General features: G+C 63.8%; 20 protein-coding genes and 1 tRNA gene. 9 read left to right on the top strand and 12 right to left on the bottom strand.

The annotated features are described in order from the left end of the window. Positions 1 to 36 precede the first annotated feature (36 nt). On the bottom strand, positions 37 to 1,269 hold the full coding sequence (locus tag P6U24_RS02740) for a tyrosine-type recombinase/integrase (protein ID WP_407157675.1): 1,233 nt from the start codon (positions 1,267 to 1,269) through the stop codon (positions 37 to 39). Between the two features lie 159 nt (positions 1,270 to 1,428). Then, positions 1,429 to 1,518 (bottom strand) — tRNA-Ser (locus P6U24_RS02735). Between the two features lie 224 nt (positions 1,519 to 1,742). Here P6U24_RS02735 and P6U24_RS02730 point away from each other — a divergent pair. Further along, a complete protein-coding gene (locus P6U24_RS02730) occupies positions 1,743 to 2,090 on the top strand; it encodes a hypothetical protein (RefSeq protein WP_407157674.1) in 348 nt (115 codons plus the stop codon). 142 nt (positions 2,091 to 2,232) lie between these two features. On the opposite strand, the gene P6U24_RS02725 is transcribed toward P6U24_RS02730, so the two are convergent. The 3 genes from P6U24_RS02725 to P6U24_RS02715 form a co-directional block, all read right to left on the bottom strand. Then, on the bottom strand, positions 2,233 to 3,693 hold the full coding sequence (locus P6U24_RS02725; RefSeq protein ID WP_407157673.1) for a trehalose-6-phosphate synthase: 1,461 nt from the start codon (positions 3,691 to 3,693) through the stop codon (positions 2,233 to 2,235). A 302-nt stretch (positions 3,694 to 3,995) separates the two neighbouring features. Next, the gene (otsB, locus tag P6U24_RS02720) at positions 3,996 to 4,826 is read right to left on the bottom strand and encodes a trehalose-phosphatase (RefSeq protein WP_407157672.1); all 831 of its coding nucleotides are present in this window, start codon (positions 4,824 to 4,826) and stop codon (positions 3,996 to 3,998) included. Between the two features lie 6 nt (positions 4,827 to 4,832). Beyond that, entirely contained in the window at positions 4,833 to 6,362 is a 1,530-nt protein-coding gene (locus tag P6U24_RS02715; protein ID WP_407157671.1) for an MFS transporter, read from the bottom strand. A gap of 215 nt (positions 6,363 to 6,577) precedes the next feature. Here P6U24_RS02715 and P6U24_RS02710 point away from each other — a divergent pair, with 215 nt between their 5' ends. The 5 genes from P6U24_RS02710 to P6U24_RS02690 all read left to right on the top strand — a co-directional run bounded on the left by P6U24_RS02710 (position 6,578) and on the right by P6U24_RS02690 (position 12,805). Then, positions 6,578 to 7,003: a DUF3175 domain-containing protein gene (locus P6U24_RS02710; RefSeq protein WP_407157670.1), complete on the top strand. Its 426-nt coding sequence runs from the start codon at positions 6,578 to 6,580 to the stop codon at positions 7,001 to 7,003. A 673-nt stretch (positions 7,004 to 7,676) separates the two neighbouring features. Beyond that, positions 7,677 to 8,162: a (2Fe-2S)-binding protein gene (locus tag P6U24_RS02705; RefSeq protein ID WP_407157669.1), complete on the top strand. Its 486-nt coding sequence runs from the start codon at positions 7,677 to 7,679 to the stop codon at positions 8,160 to 8,162. Positions 8,163 to 8,249: 87 nt separating this feature from the next. Continuing rightward, entirely contained in the window at positions 8,250 to 10,595 is a 2,346-nt protein-coding gene (locus tag P6U24_RS02700) for a xanthine dehydrogenase family protein molybdopterin-binding subunit (protein WP_407157668.1), read from the top strand. Between the two features lie 18 nt (positions 10,596 to 10,613). Further along, positions 10,614 to 11,414 carry an FAD binding domain-containing protein gene (locus P6U24_RS02695; protein WP_407157667.1) on the top strand — a complete coding sequence of 267 codons (801 nt, stop codon included), beginning with the start codon at positions 10,614 to 10,616 and terminating at the stop codon, positions 11,412 to 11,414. Positions 11,415 to 11,692: 278 nt separating this feature from the next. Further along, positions 11,693 to 12,805, top strand: coding sequence for a CaiB/BaiF CoA transferase family protein (locus P6U24_RS02690; protein ID WP_407157666.1), 1,113 nt, complete (start codon positions 11,693 to 11,695; stop codon positions 12,803 to 12,805). 341 nt (positions 12,806 to 13,146) lie between these two features. On the opposite strand, the gene hppD is transcribed toward P6U24_RS02690, so the two are convergent. After that, on the bottom strand, positions 13,147 to 14,265 hold the full coding sequence (hppD, locus tag P6U24_RS02685) for a 4-hydroxyphenylpyruvate dioxygenase (protein ID WP_407157665.1): 1,119 nt from the start codon (positions 14,263 to 14,265) through the stop codon (positions 13,147 to 13,149). 122 nt (positions 14,266 to 14,387) lie between these two features. Here hppD and P6U24_RS02680 point away from each other — a divergent pair, with 122 nt between their 5' ends. Both P6U24_RS02680 and P6U24_RS02675 read left to right on the top strand, forming a co-directional pair. Beyond that, on the top strand, positions 14,388 to 14,879 hold the full coding sequence (locus P6U24_RS02680) for an Lrp/AsnC family transcriptional regulator (protein ID WP_407157664.1): 492 nt from the start codon (positions 14,388 to 14,390) through the stop codon (positions 14,877 to 14,879). Between the two features lie 91 nt (positions 14,880 to 14,970). Further along, positions 14,971 to 15,282 carry a DUF1272 domain-containing protein gene (locus tag P6U24_RS02675; RefSeq protein WP_407157663.1) on the top strand — a complete coding sequence of 104 codons (312 nt, stop codon included), beginning with the start codon at positions 14,971 to 14,973 and terminating at the stop codon, positions 15,280 to 15,282. Positions 15,283 to 15,522: 240 nt separating this feature from the next. On the opposite strand, the gene fahA is transcribed toward P6U24_RS02675, so the two are convergent. The 5 genes from fahA to P6U24_RS02650 all read right to left on the bottom strand — a co-directional run bounded on the left by fahA (position 15,523) and on the right by P6U24_RS02650 (position 21,182). Next, positions 15,523 to 16,815, bottom strand: coding sequence for a fumarylacetoacetase (gene fahA, locus P6U24_RS02670; protein WP_407157662.1), 1,293 nt, complete (start codon positions 16,813 to 16,815; stop codon positions 15,523 to 15,525). Positions 16,816 to 16,938: 123 nt separating this feature from the next. After that, positions 16,939 to 18,285 carry a homogentisate 1,2-dioxygenase gene (gene hmgA, locus P6U24_RS02665; RefSeq protein WP_407157661.1) on the bottom strand — a complete coding sequence of 449 codons (1,347 nt, stop codon included), beginning with the start codon at positions 18,283 to 18,285 and terminating at the stop codon, positions 16,939 to 16,941. Beyond that, positions 18,285 to 19,241, bottom strand: coding sequence for an MBL fold metallo-hydrolase (locus P6U24_RS02660; RefSeq protein WP_407157660.1), 957 nt, complete (start codon positions 19,239 to 19,241; stop codon positions 18,285 to 18,287). Before P6U24_RS02660 ends, hmgA begins: the two co-directional genes overlap by 1 nt. 37 nt (positions 19,242 to 19,278) lie before the next feature. Beyond that, positions 19,279 to 19,506, bottom strand: a complete 228-nt coding sequence (locus P6U24_RS02655) for a DUF2783 domain-containing protein (protein ID WP_407157659.1) — start codon at positions 19,504 to 19,506, stop codon at positions 19,279 to 19,281. Positions 19,507 to 19,517: 11 nt separating this feature from the next. Beyond that, positions 19,518 to 21,182, bottom strand: a complete 1,665-nt coding sequence (locus P6U24_RS02650; protein ID WP_407160752.1) for an FAD-dependent oxidoreductase — start codon at positions 21,180 to 21,182, stop codon at positions 19,518 to 19,520. Between the two features lie 207 nt (positions 21,183 to 21,389). Between P6U24_RS02650 and P6U24_RS02645 the strand changes: the two genes are divergently transcribed. Next, the gene (locus P6U24_RS02645; protein WP_407160751.1) at positions 21,390 to 21,920 is read left to right on the top strand and encodes a MarR family winged helix-turn-helix transcriptional regulator; all 531 of its coding nucleotides are present in this window, start codon (positions 21,390 to 21,392) and stop codon (positions 21,918 to 21,920) included. Between the two features lie 120 nt (positions 21,921 to 22,040). Here the strand turns inward: P6U24_RS02645 and P6U24_RS02640 are convergent, their stop codons facing one another. Next, the gene (locus P6U24_RS02640; protein WP_407157658.1) at positions 22,041 to 24,506 is read right to left on the bottom strand and encodes an adenylate/guanylate cyclase domain-containing protein; all 2,466 of its coding nucleotides are present in this window, start codon (positions 24,504 to 24,506) and stop codon (positions 22,041 to 22,043) included. Between the last annotated feature and the right edge of the window lie 64 nt (positions 24,507 to 24,570).

Here is a 24,570-nt window from a genome sequence, read left to right as displayed (position 1 = left end):
ATTCAGCCGTCGTTTCAGACGTCGATGATTGGCAATCTAACCATCCATCCCTAGTAAGGCTGGGCGGGATCGAAGATGAACAACGCTTGGACATTGCGGCAGGACAAAGTCGGCCCACTCCTTCATCAAGGCACGGCGTTTCTCTAGCTTCTGACCACGTTGGTAGGCTGCTGTCGTTTCGCTCTTGTATTTGTGTGCGAGCGCGGCCTCTCGAACGCCATCGGCATAGTCCGTACACTCTTCGGCCCAAGTTGCAAAAGTTGACCGAAATCCATGCACCGTTACGTGGCCGTAGCCGAGGCGGTTCAGCACAGCTAACATTGCATTCTCCGAGAAGAGCCCGCCGCCCGGATTTGTAAAGATAAACTCGCCCTGGGTCTCGTCCATGCGACGCAAAATGTCGATCGCCGGATCCGATAACGGAACAAAGTGATCCTGGCCCATTTTCATCCGTACTCCGGGGATGCGCCACGTCGATGAAGATCGGTCGATCTCGGACCAGCGAGCTTCTACAACTTCGTTTGTACGACAGGCCGTAAAGATCACGAACTCAAGCATAGCCGCTGCGACGCCTGTGGCGGCGCGAAGATCCTTCGTAAACCGTTGTATCTCCGTGTAAGGAAGTGCCGGATGGTGGCGCACCTCCCGCTTCGGCCTCTTGGGGAGTTTTTCACGCAGCTGCTTCGTAAGCTCTGCCGGATTGCGAAAATCTTTGTCATCGACGTCAATGTTCTTGGCGATGATAGTTTCGATCCGACCGCGCACCCGATTAGCCGTCTCGCGCTTCTCGATCCAAATTGGCCTAAGAAGTTCGTAGATGTGGCTCGGCTTGATCTCCGGGATGGTCAGATGGCCAATCGTTGGGTAGGCGTACCGCTTGAGGGACGAAGGCCACTGGTTGCGATGCTTTTCGCTCCAAGCAGTCCAGCAACTGTCAATATAGACCTGTGCGCATTCCTCGAACGTCTTCGCCTTCTCCGCTTTAACAGCCGCCTTTTGCGCTTCGCGCGCCAGACGCTTTTCCTGGACGGGATCGACACCAACTCGCACCTGCAAGCGCGCTGCGTCGCGCGCGAGCCGAGCGTCTTTCAAGGACATATCCTTGAGCGAACCAAGGCCGAGCCAGCGCTCCTTGCCTTTGAACCAATATCGGTAGTTCCAATTCTTCGAAGTCGGCCCGGCCACAATGAGATAGAGACCGTCCCCGTCTGGATATTTGCCGGGCCTTTCCTCGCGCTGGATATCCAGCGGCTTGAGCTTGCCAGTCATAGTGTCTCCGGTGACCGTCCTCCGAACCCACGGGCAAAACCTACGGTCGAGAGCCGGATTGAGGAGAACACCGGTGAACGGGCAAGTACAGAACTCCCCGCCTAGATCGCTGATTTTGCTAGGATATCGGACGATAGCGAACGATGGAGAACATTTTACTGGCGGAGAGAGTGGGATTCGAACCCACGGTACGGTTTCCCGCACACACGCTTTCCAAGCGTGCGCCTTAAGCCACTCGGCCATCTCTCCGAAGGCCCCTCTCTTGGCGGGGTCGGCGGCGTTTTGCAAGCGGCGGCAGCGCTTTCATGGCAAGATTCCAACAAGCATTTGATGGATTGGGCAAATCGCACCGATCCCGGCGTTCAGAAGCTGGCTTGACCGGCCCTCGAACCGCCAATCGGGCCCGAGCGAGGACTGATTTGCGCCATGAGCCGCAGGTACAGGCGCCATCCGTCATCAACGTAGGAAACGCAATGACCATCCGACACGCGATCCCCCATTCCATCCTAGTCGCGACCGCCGTGATTCTGCTGGCCGGCCTTGCCGCCGCCCGTGCCGACCAGTGCACCCGGCAGGGTGTCGACGTCACCTGCGACGACGGCCGCAAGGGCATCTTCCAGGGCGACGCCATCCTGTGGCCGGACGGCACCCATTCCCGGCTGAAGGGCCATGACACCGTCATCGTCGGCAACAAGGCCTCCGTCGTGGTCGGCAAGGGCGTATTCGTCGGCCAGGGCAAAGGCGAGGTGCCGATGGAGAATCCGAGCGCCCCGAACAAGCTGCAATGCGCGGTGCTGGACGGGGTGTCGTATTGCAACTAAGCGCGGCCCTGGGGTGATACGAAAGCGAGGGTCTTGCCATGGCTCCTGCGCAACGCTGGGGCAACGAGCACTCCACGGGACCAATGACAAAGGCGCGGACCGAACTCACGGTGCGCGCCTTTGTTGGTGTCGAGAGACGAGCTCAATGATACCGCGCGCCGGGCGGCGCCGAACTGTGCGCCAACAGCCCGGCAGCGGCGGCCGGTAGCGGCTCGATCTCGGGCTCGTCGATCTCGGTGTCCTGCAGCAACTCGACGAAGTCGGCAAACCACTGCTGGATCGAATGCCGATGCAGCTTGGCCATCATCGCCTCATAGCGCAGGCGCCGCTCGTTCAGCGGCATCGACAGCGCCATCGCGATGGTGCGCGCCATGCCGTCGATGTCGTGCGGGTTCACGAGCAGCGCTGTGTCGAGCTCATCGGCGGCGCCGGCGAATTTCGACAGCACCAGCACGCCGGGATCGACCGGGCTTTGCGCGGCCACATATTCCTTGGCGACCAGGTTCATGCCGTCATGCAGCGGCGTCACCACGCCGACCTGCGCGGTACGGTAGAGGCCCGCGAGCACGCCCTGACCGAACCCCTTGTTGAGATAGCGGATCGGCGTCCAGTCGACCTCGCCATGACGGCCGTTGACCTCGCTGACCAGACGCGCGACCTCACTCTGCAGATTGCCATAGGCCTCGATCGATTCGCGCGATGGGGTTGCGATCTGCAGCAGTGACACGCCGCGCAGCAGGCCCGGATGCATCGACCACATCCGATCGAAGGCGTTGATGCGGTTGATCAGGCCCTTGGAGTAGTCCAGCCGGTCGACGCCGATCGCAAGCTTCTCGCCATGCAGGCTGCGACGCAGCCGTGAGACATCGGGATGCGATACGGCCTTGGCGGCGGATTGCGCGAACTTGTCCGCATCGATGCCGATCGGAAATACCGCGAGCCGCGTGCGGCCGTAGCGCGACTTCACGACACCGTCGCGGATCTTGAGGCCGAGATCGACGCGCACGCAGGACGCAAAATTCTCGCAATCCTCTGCAGTCTGGAAGCCGATCAGATCATAGGCCAGCATCGCCTCCACCAGCTCCCGATGATGCGGGACACTGTCGATGACGCTGCGTGACGGCCAGGGCGTGTGCAGGAAGAAGCCGATCGGGCTCTTGACATCCAGCCCACGAAGCTCGGCACCGAGCGACAGGAAGTGATAGTCCTGAATCCAGAACAACGTGTCCGGCTTCTGGAAGCGCATCAGCGCACGGGCCACGAACGCGTTGACCTCGCGGTAGGAATTGTAGTCGTCGTGCGAGACGCGGATCAGGTCGCTGCGCGAATGCAGCGCCGGCCACAGCGCGGAGTTGGCGAATCCTTCATAGTAGCCGGCATAGTGTGCAGCCGGCAGATCGAGCAGCGCCAATGCGCCGGCGCCGAGTTGTTCAACCTCGACGATCGGTTCCATTTGCGCGCCATCGCGCACCCTTCCCGAGGAACCCACCCAGATCGCCCCTGATTTCTCCACGACCGGCAGCAGCGCCGCTGCAAGTCCGCCGGTCATGGGCTCGTTGGCCTTGCCACGCGCCACGCGATTAGAGACGACAACGAGGTTCACAGGAACTCCCTCCTGATGGTCACTGCCGATTAACAGCCATTCATCAATATGGTTCCGGAACAACCTTTCAACGAAATGAAACCAAATTCAGGCGGACCCGGGGTGTTATCTGAGCGCGCGCCACGCAAGAATGTTTCTAAGCAATCACACGACCGACGCGAAACCGCCGCAGCTTCAACATGCCCGCTGATTGCTCGGGCAAGTTCCGCACGTTTCGTTGCATGTGACGTCGCGGCCAATTGCACACACCTCACATCGGCGCGACGACAACATTGCTGACATATCCTTGTGAGTGATGCCGATTAGCTCAGCGACGCTGTCTTATTGCCGCGTGCGAGCACGGCGAGGAACTCGCGCACGTCGCTCGGCGCATCGAAATGGCCGTCCACTCCTTCCGCACGGCGACCGACCGAGAAAGACAGCCCGCCATAATCAGGCATGATCGCAAACACGCTCTCGTCGGTGACGTCATCGCCGATGAACAGCGGCTTGCGGCCTTTGAACGGCGCGCGCGTCATCAGCTCGCGCACCCCGCTCGCCTTGGTGAAGCCGGCATGCTTGATCTCGCAGACGCATTTGCCGGGCAGCACCTCGATCGGAGCTTCCGGCAATTCGGCGCGAATCAGCGATACGACCTCGTAGATCGCGCGCTCGGCCTGCGGCGCCAGCCGATAATGCAGCGCCAGCGAATAGCCCTTGTCCTCGAGCAGAATGCCGGGACTGAGCGCGGCGATCGCCGCCAAGCGGCGCTTCAATTCCTTGTCCATCATCGGCGCTTGCACCGCGCCCTGCTCACCTCCGAGATTGAGCCGCATCTCCGCGCCATGGCCGCCGACGGCCGGATAGACCGCCGGCGCGAAGATCAGATCGATGTCGTTGAGCGAGCGGCCGCTGACCAGCGCCAGCGCGCCCGAGGTCTGCTGCATCAACGTGTTCAGCGTCTCGCGAAGTCCCGGCGGCACCCACACCTCGCGCGGCGTTGCGGCGAGCTCGATCAGCGTGCCGTCGATGTCGAGCAGGATCGCGGTCTCGCTCAGATGCGGCACCAGGCTCGCCGGCACCGGCACCGTCTCCGGCCTTTTGTCGATCTCATCGCGCAACGGCTGCTCCACCGCTTCGGTCATAGGGGCCATGCCATCTTACTCCATAACTGCGAGTGGACGCGCCACCGATTCCAGCGATTTTCGCTCGGCCGCCACCGCATAGCGCCATGCGATGCCCGCGGCGACCACCATCAGCAGCGCGCCGAACAGATAGCCTGCGAAGACGCTGCCCCGGGCGCCGGTGTCGAGCAACGCACCGAACAGCGCCGGCCCGGCGACACCGCCGATCCCGGTGCCGACGGCATAGAACAGCGCGATCGCGAGCGCCCGCACCTCGAGCGGAAAATTCTCCGACACGGTCAGGTAGGCCGCGCTCGCTGCGGGCGATGCGAAGAAGAAGATCACCATCCACGCAAGCGTCTGCGTCTGCGCGCTCAGCACGCCGATCGAGAACAGGTAGCCGGTCAGCGCCAGCAATACGCCTGAGACCCCATAGGTGAACGTGATCATGGCGCGGCGCCCGAGCGTATCGAACAGACGGCCAAGCAGCAGCGGGCCGAGGAAATTGCCCGCGGCGAAAGGCAGGATGTACCAGCCGACGTGATCAGCCGGAATGTCATAGAAATCGGTCAGGACCAGCGCGAAGGTGAAGAAGATTGCGTTATAGAAGAAGGCCTGCGCGCTCATCAGGACGAGCCCGACCAGCGCACGCTGGCGATAGACTACGAACAACGTGGTCATGACTTCGGACAGCGGGGTGTGATCGCGCATTCTCAGCCGGATCTTCGGCAGATCGCGCTCGCCCCGCTCGCGGTCCTGTCCCGTGATGCTGCGCTCGATCTCGGCGACGATCGCATGCGCCTCGTTCGGACGGCCATGAACCATCAGCCAGCGCGGGCTTTCGGGAATCCACATCCGCATCACCAGCACGATCAGGCCGAGGCCCGCACCGGTGCCATAGGCGAGCCGCCAGCCGAGATCTGGCCCGGTCACGGCGGGATCGAGCAGCACGATGGCGCTTACCGCGCCGATCGCAGCTCCAAGCCAGAAGCTGCCGTTGATGAGAAGATCGGTCCAGCCGCGATAGCGGGCCGGCACCAGCTCCTGAATGGTCGAGTTGATCGCGGTGTATTCGCCGCCGATGCCGGCGCCGGTGAGGAAACGAAACAGCGCGTAGCTGGCAACATTCCACGACAGCGCGGTCGCGGCCGTGGCGGAGAGATAGAGCGCAAGGGTGATGAAGAACAGCTTGCGCCGGCCGATGCGGTCGGTGAGCCAGCCAAAGCCAAGCGCACCGAGCACCGCGCCCAGGAGATAGGCGCTGTTGGCAAGACCAATATCCAGATTGGAGAAATGCAGCGTGGGGCTCGCCTTGAGCGCACCGGAGAGCGCGCCTGCCAGCGTGACCTCGAGCCCATCGAGCACCCAGGTGATGCCGAGCGCGAGCACGACGCGGGTATGAAAGCCACTCCAGCGGAGATCGTCGAGCCGAAAGGGGATGCTGGTCTCAATGATATCAGGGTCTATGGCCATGTCGTCGGCCACCGACGGCTGCGTGCAATGGCCGGATTGTGGCGCGGCGAGGGCATCGCCATAGTTGACTGCGGACGCCTGCCCGAGTTCCATGAGACTGACCGGTTTGACAGGGCCGCCGCGTGCTCACGTGCACATCGACAAAGCCCGGGGTTCCCCGAGATTGAACGCACAATGCGGCGGCGACATGCCGCCATAGGCGACAACGCCAGGCTTCGGCCTGCGGTTCCGCAAAGCCTCTTGCGGGAACGGGAAGGAGACGCCGCCGTTGCCTTGAGAAATCATGGCGTTGGGAGAGCAAAAAAAAGATGGCAGCGGCTCGAAAGTCAGCAGGACGCAGCGAGTCAGGCCGGAACACAGCATCGCGTAGATCGGCACCATCCACACGCAAGACGTCCACCAGAACCACCGCACGGAAACGCGCCACCAAGGGAGCGGCGCGCGGCCGAACGGCAGCACGATCATCGCGCCGCTGGTCGCGCGAGGTGACCGAGCATAGCGATGCGCTCGACCTGCAGCAGGGCGTATTCAAGCAATCGAGCGCGAAGAAGATCGCTGCGTCATTGAAGCGATCGGCCGAGCAGAGCAGGCGACGCAAGGCCGGCGCCTACCGGTCTGCGCTGTCGATGCTGACGTTCTACATCAATCGCGCGGGCAAGAAGCTGCCGAAGCCCCAGCGCGACCGGCTCGAACGGGCCAAGACCGAGCTGAGGCACCAGTTCGGGCGGGATTAGCCCTGGACGGAATGGCCCTCGCTCGCTGCGCTCCCGATTGTCGTCCCGAGCAAGCGAATGAAGTGAGCGCGACCGGGGATCCATCAGCACCCAAGTCGGTCCAAGAGTGGAGCTGGAGCTCCAGTCCTTATCAATAATCAATAGCGGTGTTTCCCCGCGTTCGCGGGGATGACATCTGACCGTGTGGCGGAGAGCGGCGCACCCAATGCAATGCGCCGATCCACGCCGCGTGGATATTCGCCATGAAGCGGCCGAGCTCGGCATGCGCCGGGCGCTTTCCGATGGCAGCGATCGCGCCGAGTGCAGCACCTCTTCCAATGCCCACCGGTCGTCTCGCTGGTGGCGCGGTTGACCTCCAGTCATATCGGTCGCGGCCGCGGGCGCCAGCGCCATCGCCGAAATCTTGTCTTATGTGGCCAAGCGCCGCGGGGCCGCCATGGCTCGCGGCCGATCCCATGCGTGAACTTGCGCCACGATCGACCAGCGGCGGTAATTTTGCCGAATCCGGCAGGCCGGCGGCCAGCACGGGCCGTGCTTGGGGCCAGCCGGCGCCGAATCACGGCGCCCGGACGCAAGACATGCCGGTGACATCCACGACGAAAATCCCAGTTGCAAAGTCGCTGGCGCACGGTTTCTAATTGGAACAGATAAAAATCCATCGGGAGGAAAAAACGTGTCCACAGTCAAACTGACGGTGAACGGCAAGGCTGTTGCGGTCGAGGTCGAAGACCGCACCCTGCTGGTCCACCTGCTTCGCGAAAACCTCAACCTGACCGGCACCCATGTCGGCTGCGACACCAGCCAATGCGGCGCCTGCGTGGTCCATATCGATGGCCGCGCCGTGAAGTCCTGCACCGTGCTGGCCGGCCAGGCCGACGGCTGCAACGTCACCACCATCGAAGGCATTGCCAAGGGCGACGAGCTGCACCCGATGCAGGCCGCCTTTCGCGACAATCACGGCCTGCAGTGCGGCTACTGCACCCCCGGCATGATCATGTCGGCGATCGACATCGTGAACCGGCATGGCGGCGAGCTGGACGAACCCACGGTCCGCGAGGAGCTCGAAGGCAACATCTGCCGCTGCACCGGCTACCACAACATCGTCAAAGCGGTGCTCGATGCCGCCGGCCGCATGAAGGTCGCGCAGGCTGCCGAATAGCGGCCGCGCTCGCCTCCGCACGACAGCAACACCGCCAGTCTCGAGGGAGCAGGCGGGACAAACATACTCCGGCAGGGAGAGGATCGCATGGGCATTGAAGGCATCGGCGCCAGCGTAGTGCGCAAGGAAGACAAACGCTTCATTACCGGCAAGGGCCGCTATGTCGACGACATCAAGCTCGTGGGCATGACCTACGCGCATTTCGTCCGCAGCCCCCACGCTCACGCCAAGGTCAAGAGCATCGACACGTCAGCGGCCGAGGCCATGCCCGGCGTGATCGCCGTCCTGACCGGCAAGCAGCTCGTCGACGACAAGGTCGGTAACCTGATCTGCGGCTGGGCCATTACCTCGAAGGACGGCTCGCCGATGAAGATGGGCGCCTGGCCCGCGATGGCGCCGGAAACCGTGCGCTTCGTCGGTCAGGCTGTCGCGGTGGTGATCGCCGACACCAAGAACCTGGCCCGCGATGCGGCAGAAGCCGTGGCAGTCGATTATGAGGAGCTGCCCGCGGTGGGAGACATGCCGTCGGCACTGAAACCTGGCGCGCCGCAGCTCCACCCGGAAGCGCCTGGCAACGTCGTCTATGACTGGTCGATCGGCGACGAGGCTGCCGTCAATGCGGCATTCTCGAAGGCTGCCAACGTGGTCAAGCTCGATCTCACCAATAACCGTCTGGCGCCGAATGCGATGGAGCCGCGCGCGGCGATCGCCGACTATGACGCTGCGGAAGAGCACTTCACGCTGTATACGACGTCGCAGAACCCGCACGTTGCCCGTCTTGTGCTGTCGGCGTTCTACAACATCGCGCCCGAGCACAAGCTGCGTGTGATCGCTCCGGACGTCGGCGGCGGCTTCGGCTCGAAGATCTTTATCTACCCGGAAGAGATGGTGGCGCTGTGGGCCTCCAAGAAGGTCGGCCGTCCCGTGAAATGGACCGGCGACCGCTCGGAGGCCTTCCTCACCGATGCGCATGGCCGCGACCACATCTCGCATGCCGAGATGGCTTTTGACGCCGACAACAAGATCCTCGGACTCCGGGTCAAGACCCACGCCAATTTCGGCGCCTATATGTCGCTGTTTTCGTCCTCGGTGCCGACCTATCTCTATGCGACGCTGCTGTCGGGCCAGTACAACATCCCGGCGATCTACGCCGAGGTGATGGGCGTCTACACCAACACCACGCCGGTGGATGCCTATCGCGGCGCAGGCCGGCCCGAGGCGAGCTATCTGCTCGAGCGGCTGATGGAGACCGCCGCGCGGCAGCTCAAGGTCGATCCGGCAGAGCTGAGGCGCAAGAACTTCATCACGCAATTTCCGCACCAGACGCCTGTCATCATGGCCTACGACACCGGCGACTTCAACGCCTCGCTCGATGCGGCGCTGAAGGCGATCGACTATGCCGGCTTCGCGGACCGCAAGGCGAAGGCCAAGGCCGACGGCAAGCTGCGCGGCATCGGCTTCTCCTGCTACATCGAGGCCTGCGGCATCGCGCCATCGAAAGCGGTCGGCAGCCTGGGCGCCGGCGTCGGCCTGTGGGAGTCGGCGGAGATCCGCGTCAACCCGGTCGGCACCATCGAGGTCCTCACGGGATCGCACAGCCACGGCCAGGGGCATGAGACGACGTTCTGCCAGCTCATCGCCGACCGGCTCGGTGTGCCGATCAGCCAGGTGCAGATCGTGCACGGCGACACCGACAAGGTGCAGTTCGGCATGGGCACCTATGGCTCGCGCTCGGCCGCCGTCGGCCTCACCGCGATCCTGAAGGCGATGGAGAAGGTGGAGGCCAAGGCCAAGAAGATCGCCGCACATCAGCTCGAGGCATCCGAAGGCGACATCGTGATCGAGAACGGCGAGTTCAAGGTCACCGGCACCGACAAGTCGATCGCCTTCCCGATGGTCGCGCTCGCCGCCTACACAGCGCACAACCTGCCCGACGGAATGGAGCCCGGATTGAAGGAGAGCGCCTTCTACGACCCGACCAACTTCACCTTCCCCGCCGGCGCCTATATCTGCGAGCTCGAGGTCGATCCCAAGACCGGCAAGACTTCCTTCATCAACTTCGTGGCGGCCGATGATTTCGGGCGGCTCATCAATCCGATGATCGTCGAAGGCCAGGTCCATGGTGGGCTGGTGCAGGGCATCGGGCAGGCGCTGCTCGAGCATGCGGTCTATGACGGCAACGGCCAGCCGGTCACGGCCTCGTTCATGGACTACGCGATGCCGCGCGCCGACGACGTGCCCTCGTTCAAGCTGAACCACACCACGACGCTCTGCCCGGGCAATCCGCTGGGCGTGAAGGGCTGCGGCGAAGCCGGCGCGATCGGCGCCTCTGCGGCGGTGATCAACGCGATCACGGATGCAATTGGTAACAACAATCTCGCAATGCCGGCGACGCCGGACCGCGTCTGGCGCGCGATCCAAGGCAACGCCTGAGCGCAGGGAGGAGCAATCATGTACCAGACCACCTATCACCGCCCCTCCTCGATCGATGAGGCCGTCGCGCTGTTCGGCAAGGGCAGCGAGCCCAAATTCCTGGCCGGCGGCCACACGCTGATTCCGGTGATGAAGCAGCGGCTGGCCGCGCCGTCTGACGTCATCGACATCGGCAGGATCAAGGAGCTGATCGGCATCCAGGTGACATCAGATGCGCTCGTGATCAAGGCTGCGACGACCTATTACGATATCATGACGAGCGCTGACGTGAAGAAGGCCATCCCCGCGATTGCCTATCTTACCTCGGTGCTCGGCGATCCCGCGGTGCGCAGCCGCGGCACTATCGGCGGGTCGATCGCCAACAACGATCCGGCCGCGGATTTTCCCGCGGCGCTGGTCGCGCTCGGCGCCACTGTCAAGACCAACAAGCGCGCGATCGCAGCGGATGACTTCTTCCAAGGCCTGTTCACGACAGCGCTGGAGGACGGCGAGATCATCACAGAGGTCTCGTTCCCGATTCCGGACAAGGCCGGGTACGCCAAGCTGCGCCATCCGGCCTCGCGCTTCGCTCTGACCGGCGTGTTCGTGGCCCGGATGAAGGGTGGCGATGTCCGCGCTGCCGCGACCGGCGCGTCGCAAACCGGCGTGATGCGCGTACCGGCGATCGAGGCGGCATTGAAAGGCAATTGGTCGCCGGCGGCGCTCGATAATGTGGCTGTATCATCTGCCGGCCTGCTCAGCGACATCCACGGCTCCGCCGATTACCGCGCCAACCTTGTCAAGGTGATGGCGCAGCGCGCGGTGCAGGCCGCTGGCTGATCCCGCATTGCGGTCAAAATGCTGCGGCGCGCAGCGATGCGCGCGGCACTTTTTTCGAGCTCTTCATTTTCAGCAAACAGCTCTGCACCGGCGCGCCACTTGCCACGGCAAGTCCGAGACAGGACAATCGCGGCTGAAGGGAACGCGACAGGCGTAGCACCCACGGCAGCGCGGCATCGGAAGTCGGCCCCTCCCTCACAAGGGAAGAGGGTGCAGTGCACCGCCGTCGCCGGAGCAGTGTGATCAACATTGCGCGCTGCATAAGAGGAAGACACGACGTGCTCGACACGACCGCACCGCAGACACAAACGCGCTCAACAGGCCCGCTTGCCGGATACCGCATCGTCGAATTCGCTGGCATTGGGCCCGGCCCGTTCGCCTGCATGATGCTGGCCGACATGGGCGCTGAGGTCGTGACGCTCGACCGCGTCGGCGCAAAGAAGAATATGAAATCGGTTGCGGGGCGCGGCCGCAAGGTCATCGAGCTCGATCTGAAGAACAAGGACGTGATCGCGCAGGTGCTCGACCTGCTCGCCGGGGCCGACGCACTGATCGAAGGCTTCCGTCCCGGCGTGATGGAGCGGCTGGGCCTGGGCCCCGACATCGTGCTCGCGCGCAATCCCAAGCTCGTCTATGGCCGTATGACCGGCTGGGGCCAGGAAGGCCCGCTGGCACAGGCCGCCGGCCACGACATCAACTACATCTCGATCACCGGTGCGCTGGCCGCGATTGGACCGGCGGAGAAGCCGGTGCCGCCGCTCAACCTGGTCGGCGATTTCGGCGGCGGCGCGCTCTATCTCGTGGTCGGCGTGCTCGCCGCGCTGCTCGAAGCCTCGAGGTCGGGCCAGGGCCAGATCGTCGATGCAGCGATGTGCGACGGCGCGGCCTCGCTGATGTCGATGTTCTTCGATCTTGCGGCTGTAGGGCGCTGGCGCGAAGGTCGCGACCAGAACCTCCTTGATGGCGGCGCGCATTTCTACGGCGTTTACGAATGCGCCTGCGGCCATTTCATCTCGATCGGCTCGATCGAGCCGCAGTTCTACGCGCTGCTGCGCCGGCATGCCGGCCTGTCGGACAACTGTTACGACGCGCAGATGGATCCGAAAGCGTGGCCGGACCTGAAGCAGAAGCTGACCGACATTTTCAAGAGCAAGACGCGCGAGGAGTGGTGCAAGATCATGGAAGGCACCGACATCTGCTTTGCGCCAGTCCTGACCATGACGGAGGCGCCGCAGCATCCGCACATGGCCGCGCGCGGCGTGTTCGTCGAGCGCCACGGCGTGACGCAGCCCGCCCCCGCCCCGCGCTTCTCGCGCACGTCATCCAATATCCGCGAACCGGAGATAGCCGAGATCGGCGCGCTGGTGGAGGAGTGGAATAAGCCTCGGTAAACTCGCTCCACAAACTCAGTGTCGTCCCGGCCTTGAGCCGGCACCCATACTCACCGGCCGCAATTGGGCGAGGATCGTCTGCTACCGAGCGCAATTGAGAGATCACGCGGTATGGGTCCCGGAGCGAGCTTCGCTTGCCCGGGACGACAGCATGATTGTCGATTCGGCGAAAGGTCTCACATCCGTCATTGCGACGAGCGCAAGCGACGAAGCAATCCAGCATCGCACAAGGACTCTGGATTGCTTCCGCCGCCGCCCTTCGGGTTATGCCGGACACGTCGCGGAGCCTGTCATCGGGCCGCGCGCTCGCGCGGACCCGTTGGCTCGCCATGACGGTGGGCCTACTCCGCCGCCTCGACCTTCAGCACGCCGCGGCGGATCTGGTCCTCTTCGATGGATTCGAACAGCGCCTTGAAATTGCCCTCCCCGAATCCATCGTCGCCCTTGCGCTGGATGAATTCGAAGAAGATCGGCCCGATCGCATTCGCTGAGAAGATCTGCAGGAGCACCTTGGTCTGGCCGCCATCGACCACACCCTCGCCATCGATCAAGATGCCGTTGCGGCGAAGACGCGCAACGTCCTCACCATGCCCGGGCAGGCGCGCATCGATCCGCTCGAAATAGGTGTCGGGCGGCGACGGCATGAAGGGCAAGCCCGCGCCACGGAGGTTTTCGATGGTCGTGTAGATGTCGCGCACGCCGCAAGCGATGTGCTGGATGCCTTCGCCGCGGTAATCCCTCAGATACTCCTCGATCTGGCCCGAATCGCCGGCGTCCTCGTTGATCGGAATCCGGATCTTGCCGTCCGGGCTGGTCAGTGCGCGCGAGAACAGGCCGGAGGCGCGGCCCTCGATGTCGAAGAAGCGGATCTGCCGGAAGTTGAACAGTTTCTCGTAGAAGCCGGCCCAGACGTTCATGCGGCCGCGATGCACATTGTGGGTCAAATGGTCGATGTAATAGAGCCCGGCGCCCGTGGGGCGCGGGTTGCGCGCACCAAGCCAGTCGAATTCGAGATCGTAAGCGGACCCTTTGGCGCCGTAGCGGTCGACGAAGTACAGCAGGCTGCCGCCGATGCCCTTGATGGCGGGAATGTCGAGCGCCTTTTGTGCAGGAGAAACATCGGCCGGCTCGGCGCCGAGCGCAATCGCGCGCGCATAGGCCGCCTTGGCGTCGACCACGCGGAACGCCATCGACGGCGCGCAGGGCCCGTGCTCTGCCACGAAGTTGCGGCCGTGGCTGCCGGCCTCCTCATTGAGGAGATAGTTGATGTCACCCTGGCGGTAGAGCGTGATCGCCTTGGTCTTGTGCCGGGCGACTGCGGCAAAGCCCATCAACGAGAATAATCCGTGCAGCTTGGACGGCTCAGGATGCGCATATTCGACGAACTCGAAACCATCGGTGCCCATCGGGTTGTCGGCGGACATGACGGCTGGCGGCGCATCGTGCGGAAACGGACCCATCGGCTGCTTCTCCCTGGATTTCAGGACACCATCTTCCGCTTCAATGTCCGCAAGAAGCATGCAAGGACTTGCCATTCCAGCCCTGATGTGCACGATCCGTGCATGTTTATCGGATCTCATGCATGATCTCTGTCGATACATTCGACCTCAAGATTCTCGCCGCGTTGCAGAACGACGGCCGCCTGACCAACCAGGAGCTGGCCGACATCGCCGGCCTCTCGGCGTCCCAATGCTCGCGCAGGCGGATGCGGCTGGAGGAAGACGGCGTAATCGCGGGCTATCGCGCCGCGCTGTCCGGCGAGGCGCTCGGCTTCGAGCTGATCGCCTTCATCCAGATCACGCTGGCGACGCACTCGCCAGACAATGCGAAAAAATTCCGCAGCCTCGTTGGCCGGGTCGACGATATCCAGGAAGCGTATGCGCTGACCAGCGACGCCGACTATCTGCTGAAGGTCGTGCTGCGCGACCTCAAGAGTCTCTCTGACATCGTCAATAACGTGCTGATGCCGCATCAGAGCGTTGCGCATGTGCGCTCCTCGATCGTGCTGGATTGGCTGAAGGAAAGCGCCAAGCTGCCGCTCTCGGCGATCAAAACCGGAATAGTCGGGGCGTGATCGCCATATCGATGGCGCAAAACGAGGGAAGCTCGCCCTATCCTACCGCCGCGTCTTCAGTCATCATCGGAATATTGACTGCGAGGCAACCATGGCGCTGCAACTTCGGCCGAACTGCGAATATTGCGACAGGGACCTGCCGCCGAGCTCCCTGGAGGCGCGCATCTGCTCCTACGAGTGCACCTTCTGCGCCGAGTGCGTGGAGACCAAGCTGGTCAATGTCTGTCCGAACTGTGGCGGCGGCTTTGCGCCGCGCCCGATTCGCCCGACGCACGAGTGGCGGAGCGGCGTGTGCGCCGTGAAGCAGACGCCGTCGGACAAGCGCGTGCATCTCAAATATCCATTCGACGACGTCGCCGCGCTGACTGCCCTCGTGCGGGACATACCTCCGGAGCAGCGCTGAACTCTCCTCTCGTCGCTTAGGGGCGGTGGCGCAGCAATCTGGAATCTTGCGCGCAGGCCCCGATCCCTCTGCATTCACGGTATCGTCCCGGCCTTGCGCCGGGACCCAAACTCCGCGCTCTGGAGGATGAAATCGCTGGAGCTCCGGTGTACCTTATCGACACGTCCGGTGGTTATGGGTCCTCGCGTTCGCGAGGATGACCGCGGCGGGCTTGGCCGCGTTGTCCTCATGCAATGATCGTTACTCCGCCGGCGTGATCGTGCCCTCGACCGCACCAAATCCGACGCGGTAGCCATCCCCCTGGCACCAGCCGCGCATGACGAGGGAATCGCCGTCCTCCAGGAACGACCGCTTGATGCCGCCGGCAAGCTCGACCGGCTCGGTGCCGTTCCAGCTGATCTCCAGGAGGCTGCCGCGCTGGTCCTTCCCCGGACCCGAGATGGTGCCGCTCCCAAGGAGATCGCCGACATTCATGGCGCAGCCGCTCGAGGCGTGATGCATCAATTGCTGCACGCTCGACCAGTACATGTATTTGAAATTCGTGCGGCAGAGGGTCTGCTCCGCACTCGTGCCCGGTGCGCGCAAGGCGACATCAAGCTCGAGATCGTAGTTCTGCGCGTTGCGTTGCTGGAGGTACGGCAGCGGCTTCGGATCCTGCTCCGGCCCGTGCACACGGAACGGCTCGAGCGCCTCGCGAGTGACGACCCACGGACCGATCGAGGTGGCGAACGCCTTGGCCTGGAATGGGCCAAGCGGCACATATTCCCATTGCTGGATGTCGCGCGCGCTCCAGTCGTTGAGCAGCACGAAGCCGAAGATCATGGCTTCGGCCTGCGCTTCGGTCAGCATCTCGCCCATCTGAGACGGCTGTCCCACCACGACGCCCATCTCCAGCTCGAAATCGAGCCGCTTACAGGGCGAGAAGCTCGGCACATCCGCGGTCGGCGGCTTAAGCTGGCCGCGTGGCCGCCGCACCTTGGTCCCAGAGACGACGACCGTCGAAGCACGGCCATTGTAGCCGATCGGCATGTGCAGCCAGTTCGGCTGCAGCGCATTATCCTTGCCGCGGAACATCACGCCGACATTGGTGGCGTGCTCCTTCGAGGAATAGAAGTCGGTGTAGCCTGCGACCTGGAATGGCAGATGCAGCCTTGCATCGGTCATCGGCACCAGCGCGCGATCGCGCAATTGCGTGTTGTCGCGCAGCTCGGGATTGTCATGACGCAACAGCTCGCTGATGCGGGCGCGAGTCTTCGACCAGACGTCAGGCCCGAGTGCCATGAAGGCGTTCAGCGATGGCTCTGCGAACACACCGGGTTCGACGACATCGATCCGGCATTCCTGCGCCAGCGCCCAGAGATCGAGCACGTATGCACCGATCGCGACGCCCACACGCGGCGCGAGACCGTTCGCCGAGAACACCCCGTAAGGAAGGTTCTGGATCGGAAAATCGGAGGACGGATCAACCGGAATGAAGGAACGGAGGGAAGGATCATTGGGATGCACAGTGCTTCTCCGGTTACAGGTCGTCATGCCCGGGAAAAAGCGCGAAGCGCGTCTTCGCGCTAAATGTCCCGGACATCCACGTCGAGTGGCGGCAAGAAGATCGTGGATGGCCGGGACAAGCCCGGCCATGACGACGGTGGGTTGGTTGGATCAGGGCTTCGTCGGGTCGAACCGCTTCTCAAGGCCCTTCCAGCAATCGGCGTAGTCGCTCTGCAAGGTGCCGGACTCGGCCGCGTGCTTCGTCACCCGCTGCGGAAAGCGCGTTTCGAACATGAAAGCCATCGTGCCCGTCAGTTTGACCGGTTTCAGGTCGGTGTTCGATGCATGATCAAACGCCTCGCGATCCGGCCCATGCGGCAGCATGCAATTGTGCAGGGACATGCCGCCCGGCACAAAACCCTGCGGTTTGGCGTCATAGACGCCGTAGATCAGGCCCATGAACTCGGACATGATGTTCATGTGATACCAGGGCGGACGGAACGTGTTATCCGCCACCATCCAGCGCTCCGGGAAGATCACGAAATCGATGTTCGCGGTGCCGGCGGTTTCCGACGGCGAGGTCAGCACCGTGAAGATCGACGGATCCGGATGATCGAAGCTGATCGCGCCGACCGGCGAGAATGTGCGCAGATCATATTTGTAAGGCGCGTAGTTGCCATGCCAGGCGACCACGTCGATCGGCGAATGCGGCAGCTCGGTCCTGAACAGCGAACCGCCCCACTTCACGTAAAGCTCTGTCGGGGTGTCCTTGTCCTCGTACGCGGCCACGGGCGTCAGGAAATCGCGTGCGTTCGCCAGGCAATTGGCGCCGATCGGCCCGCGCTCCGGCAGGGTGAAGGCGCCGCCGTAGTTCTCGCAGAGATAGCCGCGCGCCGGGCCTGACGGCAGCTCGACGCGGAATTTGACACCGCGCGGAATCACCACGATCTCCCCGGGCTCGGCGTCGATCCGGCCGAACTCTGTGACGAACAAGAGCTTGCCCTGCTGCAGCACGAACAGCATCTCGCCATCGGCATTGTAGAAGTTCTGGTCGACCATCGGTTTGGTGATGACATAGACATGAGCGGCCATGCCGGCCTGGGTGTTGGCATCGCCGGCGGTCGTCATGGTCTGCACGCCCTGGAGGAACGTGACGTCTCCTTGTGGAATGGGCGTCGGGTCCCAGCGCAATTGTCCGATAGGAAGATCATGCTCGTGGCAGGGCGCGGTGCGCCACAATCCGGCATCGACCTTCGCAAAGCGACCGGAGTGCTTCACGGACGGACGAATGCGGTACAGCCAGGAGCGCTCATTGGTGCCGCGCGGCGCGGTGAAGGGCGATCCGGAGAGTTGCTCGGCATAGAGCCCGTAAGCGCAGCGCTGCGGCGAGTTGCGACCCATCGGCAGCGCAGCCGGTAGCGCCTCCGTCTCGAAGGAGTTGCCGAAGCCGGACATGTAGCCCGGCGTCACCTGCGCCGAGGCGCGGCTGAGTTGGTCAGGCGATGTGTTGATATTCATCATCCTTCTCCTTGCAGACGGGCCCACATCTCGCGGTCGCGCTCGGCGGTCCAGATCACGGGGTCGTCGATGCCCGACGCCTCGTCATAGGCGCGCGACACGTTGAATGGCAGGCAGTGCTCATAGATCGCAAAGCTCGAGAACTTCGGATCCATCACCTCGCGGGTAGCAGCCATCGACTCTTTCAGGCTGCGGCCTTTTGCGACGGACATCTCGGCGGCGCCATAGAGCGAGGTGACGAAATCACGCGTCATCGCGATCGCTTCGCGCACGACGGCCTGGCCCTTCAGCGCGTCGCCACGGCCGGGCGCGATCGCCTTGGGATTGAACGCCAGGATGTCGTTCAGTGTCATCGGCCATTCGCGCAAATGCGCATCGCCACAATAGCAGGCGGAGTGATATTCGATCAGGTCGCCGGAGAACATCACCTCGGCATCCGGCACCCAGGCGACGATGTCGCCGGAGGTGTGACCGGCACCGAGCTGGATCAACTGCACCTCGCGCTTGCCGAGATGGATCGTCATCTCGCCCTCGAAGGTCAGCGTCGGCCAGGTCAGGCCGGGAATGCTTTGCGCATCCTGGAACAGCCGCGGGAAACGGCCATATTCCGAGTCCCAATCCTGCTGGCCACGCTCGACTATCAGCCGATGCGTCTCCTGCGAGGCGACGACGCCTTGCGCCTTGTAGGCGGACGCCCCGAGCACGCGCACCGCATGATAATGCGACAGCACGACATATTTGATCGGCTTGTCGGTGACCGTGCGCACGCGCTCGATCACCTTGTTCGCCATCGCCGGCGTCGCCTGCGCGTCGAACACGATGCAACCATCCTCGCCGACGATCACAGCGGAGTTCGGATCGCCCTCCGCGGTGAAAGCATAGAGGTCGGGACCGATCTCGGAGAAGGTGATCTTCTTCTCGGCAAGGTCGGTGGTGGATGCGAAACCCTTCGCCATCGCTGTATTCCCTTGGTTTTGGCCTGCCGCGGCCTCTTCACTGCTGTTGCTGATGCTGCTGCTGGTTGGCCTCGATCATGCGGCGCCTGGCGAGCGCGATCGCCTCGCGTAATACCGTGATGTCGCCGATGTGATTGGCAAGGATCAGCACCAGCGCGGCATCGAGATCGGCGCTCTCAGCCTCGCTGAGGCCGCGATGCGCCTCGACCACGGCGCGGAATGCGTCGTCGGGCTTGGCGAAGTTCGACTGCGTGGAGAGCGCCATGTGCAAAGCCCTCACTGACATCCGCTGGCACGCGCCAGCGCCGCCGCGATGGCGTCCCGCGTCGGATGGCGGAAGCGCGCCGCGACATAACCGTCCGGCCGCAACAGGTAGGACGTGCCTGATATGGCGTCGTAGCGCTGCCACGCCAGCCCCTGCTCATCGGCGAGGCCGCCCGCGCCGCCGATGCCGACGTGACCAACATCACCGGGCAGTTCGATCGCGCCGCCATTGGCGAACGACAGCAACGTGAAACGCCGGCCCTGCGCGCGAAAGGCATCGGTCAGGAACGTGGCCTCTCCATCATTATTTGTGAGCGGCGCGTCCGGCATCGACGTACCCGGACAGGGTCCCGCGCGCCATGCTTCGCTGTCGGCGGTCGACAGTGGGGTGTCGTAGACCGACGGCACCGACAGCCGGCCGCCATTCACCATGCGCTTGGCGAATTCGGTCTCCTTGGCCAGCGACAGCACCGCCTTGCGCAGCCGCGCCTCCTGATGCGTGTTCGGCGCCATGAAATCAGTGGCCCGCGTGGATTCGCGGATGTTCTCGTCCGCCGCCGCGCTGCGCTCGATGTGATAGGTCTCGATCAGACTCTCCGGTGATTGCCCACGCAGGATGCGATCGAGCTTCCAGGCCAGGTTCTCCGCATCCTCCAGCCCGGAATTGGCGCCGCGCGCGCCGAACGGCGACACCTGATGCGCGGCATCGCCGGCAAAGATCACCCGGCCATGGATGAAGCGATCCATGCGCCGGCACTGGAATTTGTAGAGCGAAATCCACTCGAACTCGAACTGATCGTGACCGAGCATGCGCGCGATCCGCGGCCGCACGTTCTCCGGCTGCTTCTCGATGGCAGGATCAGCGTAGCGGCTGAGTTGCAGATCGATGCGCCAGACGTCGTCGGGCTGCTTGTGCAGCAGCGCCGAGCGCCCGGCATGGAACGGCGGGTCGAACCAGAACCAGCGCTCGGTGGGAAACGCCGCCGTCATCTTGACGTCGGCGATCAGAAACTGATCCTCGAACACCTGGCCGGAAAATTCCGCCCCGACCATCTTGCGCAGCGACGAACGCGCGCCGTCGCAGGCAACGACATATTGCGCGGCCAGCCGATAGGGGCCGTCCGGCGTCTCGACCGTCAGGACCACACGATCATTGCGGCTCTCCGCCGCCGTAACCTTGTTGCGCCAACGCAAGCAGATCCCGGGCAACTCCTGCACGCGATCGACCAGATAGGCCTCGGCATGGAACTGCTGCAGGTTGATGAAGGCCGGCCGCTTATGGCCGGGCTCCGGAAGCAGATTGAACTGGTAGAGTTCGGACGCCCCATGGAAGATGCGGCCGACGCTCCACACCACGCCCTTCTCGACCATGCGGTCGCCGACGCCGAGCCGGTCCCAATATTCCAATGACCGTTTGGAGAAGCAGATCGCGCGCGAGCCCTCGCCGATGCGGTCGGCGTCGTCGAGCAGCACCACCTTCTGGCCGCGCTGCGCCAGATCGATCGCCAGCGACAGCCCGACCGGACCGGCGCCGACCACGACGACGGGATGCTCGGCCGGCGCTCCGCGATCCTGGTCCGGATGACGGCGATAGCCGAACTGAACTTTTGCCTGGCCGGTACCTGCTTGCCCCGTAACTGTCTGACTTGCGGTCTGCACCGCGTCGCGCTGCACCATGGCTGCCGTGCCTGCTGCCCTTCGCTGCTCGTTGCGATTTTTCGCTTTGTCCACTGCGCGCATCGAGCGCGCCTGGCGTTTCCTTTTCGATGAACCATCCGGCATCTTGCCAAATAGTCGCATCTGCAACTATTGTACACCCGCGAGCCGTGGCGCCGTCAACCCAAATTCGAAGGCAAGATCTTGCCCCCTGTTCCAGCGAACGTGATCAAGCGGCAGCCGAGAGCGGACCCGGCGCGTAACGGCACGGCGCCGCGAGCACCGGAGCGGCTCGATCTGTTCAAGTTCGCGCCGTTCCGGCTCAACCGCCTTGCGGCCGAGGTGAGCGCTGCACTCGCCAGCGACTATCGCGAACGTTATGGCCTCGACATTCCGGAATGGCGCGTGCTGGCGACACTCGGCTTCCGGCACGATGCCTGCAGCGCGCAATACATCGCGCAGTGCACGCGCACGCACAAATCGACCATCAGCCGCGCCGTGACGGCGCTCCTGGAGCGGCGGCTGCTCGAGCGGGTCGAGAACGCCGACGACCGCCGCGAATTTCGCCTGAAGCTGAGCCGCAAGGGCAAGGCGCTGTACGACGAGCTGGTTCCCCGCCTGCAGCGCAAGGAGCGGGAGATCATGTCGTGCCTCTCGGCGCAAGAGCGCAAGGAGTTCGACCGCCTGATCGGCAAGATCGAAGCGAGCCTGGATCTGATCCAGACCAGCGAAGAGGCGGACGCAAAGGAGGCGTATTGAGGCACGCCAGGATTGCACGCGCGCTCGGACTGCCTCAAACCCGATCGTCATGCCCCGTCACCGGGTCTCGCCTTCGGCGAGCCCGATGACGGTCGGAATGAAGTGCCACTCCACACGCGACTACGTCGACGACGACCTGCGCCGCGCCGGCGGAGCCGCGGACGTCTCCGCGACATCGTCCTCTTCCTCACGCCAGTCCAGGATCTCCATGGCCAGCACCGGATGATTAAAGCCCTTGAGGTGCAGATCGTCGATCGGCAGCGCATCCACGTGAGACTCGACCATGCCATAGACGCGGCGCGACACCACGATCTGTCCGGCCTTGGCCTCGCTGCACAGCCGCGAGGCCAGATTGGTGACGCTGCCGATGGCGGCATATTCCAGCCGATGCTCGAAGCCGACTTGGCCGAGCGTGGCATAGCCCACCGCAATGCCGACGCCGAACCCAAGGCTATGGCCGCGATTGCGCCAGCGCTCCGTAAGCGCGCCGATCACCTCGCGCATCTCGATCGCCATCTTCACCGCACGCTTGGTGTGGTCTTTGAGCTGGATCGGTGCGTTGAACAGGATCATCACGCCATCGCCGGCGTAACGGTCGAGCGTGCCTTCATAGCGGAAGATGAGCTGCCCGAGCGCGGCGTGGTACTCGCGCAGCACGTTCATCGCCTCTTCCGGCTCGGTGGTCTCGGTGAACGCGGTGAAGCCGCGCAGGTCGCAGAACACCACCGTCACCTCGCGGCGATGGCTCTGCAGCAGTGCATCCTGGCCCTCTGAGGAAGCGATGATCTGAGCGACCTGCGGCGCCAGGAAGCGCTCCAGTCGCCTGATGCGCTCGATCTCGGCGAGCTGCTTCTCGACCCGCTCCTCCAGCGACTTGTTCCATTGCCGCAGCTGCTCGGTCTGCTCCTGCAGCTTGCCGGCCTGCCGCTGCACGGTGGCATGCGCAAGCGCCAGCTCGCGGCCCTTCTTGTCGACTTCGGTGAACAGCCGCGCGTTGCGCATCGCCAGCACGGCGTGGCTGGCGAAGCTGCGCATCAGACCGATCAGGTTTGGTGGAAATTCGCCCGCGGCGAGCCGCAGCACCACCAGCGCACCGAGCACGCCCTGCTGATCGATCAGCGGCGTGAACAGCACGGCATGGAAGCCTGCGGCAACGGCGACATCGCGCAACGGATGCTCCGTTGCCTCGCCCAGCTCCGAGATCGTAAACGGCTCGCCGGTGCGCACGGCCTCGCCGAGCCGGCCAGCGTCTCCATCGAGAATGCGGTGCTCACCATCCTGCGCCTTGCCGATGCCACTGGCCTCGACCAGATTGAAGCGCCGTGTCGCCGCGTCATAGGAATAGATCAGCACCGCATCGGCATGGGTGATCTCCAGCGCGCGCGCCGCCACGGTCGGCAGCACCGCGTTGAGATCGAGCGATGCGGCGACCGCGCGGCCGACCTCCTCGAGCACCTTCAGCTCATTGATCGATCGCGCCAGATCGCGGGTGCGCTCCTCGACCTTGCTCTCCAGCACCGAATAGGACTGGGCGATCTGGCTGGCCATGCTGTTGAACTGCTCGGCGAGCTCTTCCAGCTCGTCATGGGTGTTCACCTCGATGCGGCCAGAGAAATTGCCGGTGCCGAGGCGACGCGCGCCGGCCCGCAGCGCCGTGATCGGCACCAGCATGCGCCGCGCCAGCACGGTACCGGCGAGCGTCGCAACCATCAGGCCGAGCCCGATCAACAGCATGCCACGCAGGACCTGATCGCGGATCGGCGCCAGCGCGTGCGCGGTCGGCTGCTCGAACATGACGGCCCAGCCGAGCTTCGGGATCACGGAGGAGGCCGTCAGCACGCTGCGGCCATCAATGTCGTTGCCTGAGGACAGCGGCTGCGCGCCTGGCTCGATCAGGGCCGCGACCTGCGGCAGGGCTGAGACATCCTTGGCGACTGCAGGCCCACCGCCCGAGCTTGCAAGCACGCGGCCGCGCGGGTCGATGACATAGGCATAGCCGAGCCTGCCGACCTGGGCGTCGTCGATGAAGCCGCCGAGAAATCCAAGATCGATATCGGCCACCGTGACGCCGGTATTGAAGCCGGAATGCGCTACCGCGATCGACATCGTCGGCTGGCCTCCCATGAACAGGATCGGCGAGAAGCTCGCGCCGCGGGTGATCGCCTCCGTGAAGCGTGGATCATGCAACAGCTCCGTACCGACCGATTTGGTGATCGAGGTGCGCGACAGCCGGAGCTGCTCGCGTCCGAAGCCGTCGATCTGATAGAGCTGCGTGATGGCGGGCGCCTGCGTCAATAGCTGCGTATAATCGGCCTGGCGATCCTCCTGCCCGGTTGCACTCGCCCGTGTCACCCAGCTGACCTGGCGCTGCAGATCGGATATGGCCAGATCGATACGCTTGGCGGTCGCCTCGGCCTTTTCCGCCATTGCGCTCGTCAGGCTGGCCTTGGTGGCGCGATAGCTGATCCAGGTCTCGGTGACGCCATTGATCGCGAGCACGAACACCACGAGCCCGACCAGCGACACGACATACTTGGCGAACAGGCCATAGCGTCGCGACCGGACTTTGTTGTCGACCCCGCTCATCCGAACCCTCGTGCGCGACCATCCCGGATCAGGATGGATGCGCATCCGCTGCTGCCTCATTGAT

It is taken from the genome of Bradyrhizobium sp. STM 3557, from assembly GCF_045571465.1.
In the GTDB taxonomy this organism is placed as follows: Bacteria; Pseudomonadota; Alphaproteobacteria; order Rhizobiales; family Xanthobacteraceae; genus Bradyrhizobium.
This window is presented reverse-complemented; position numbering and strand designations above follow the sequence as displayed.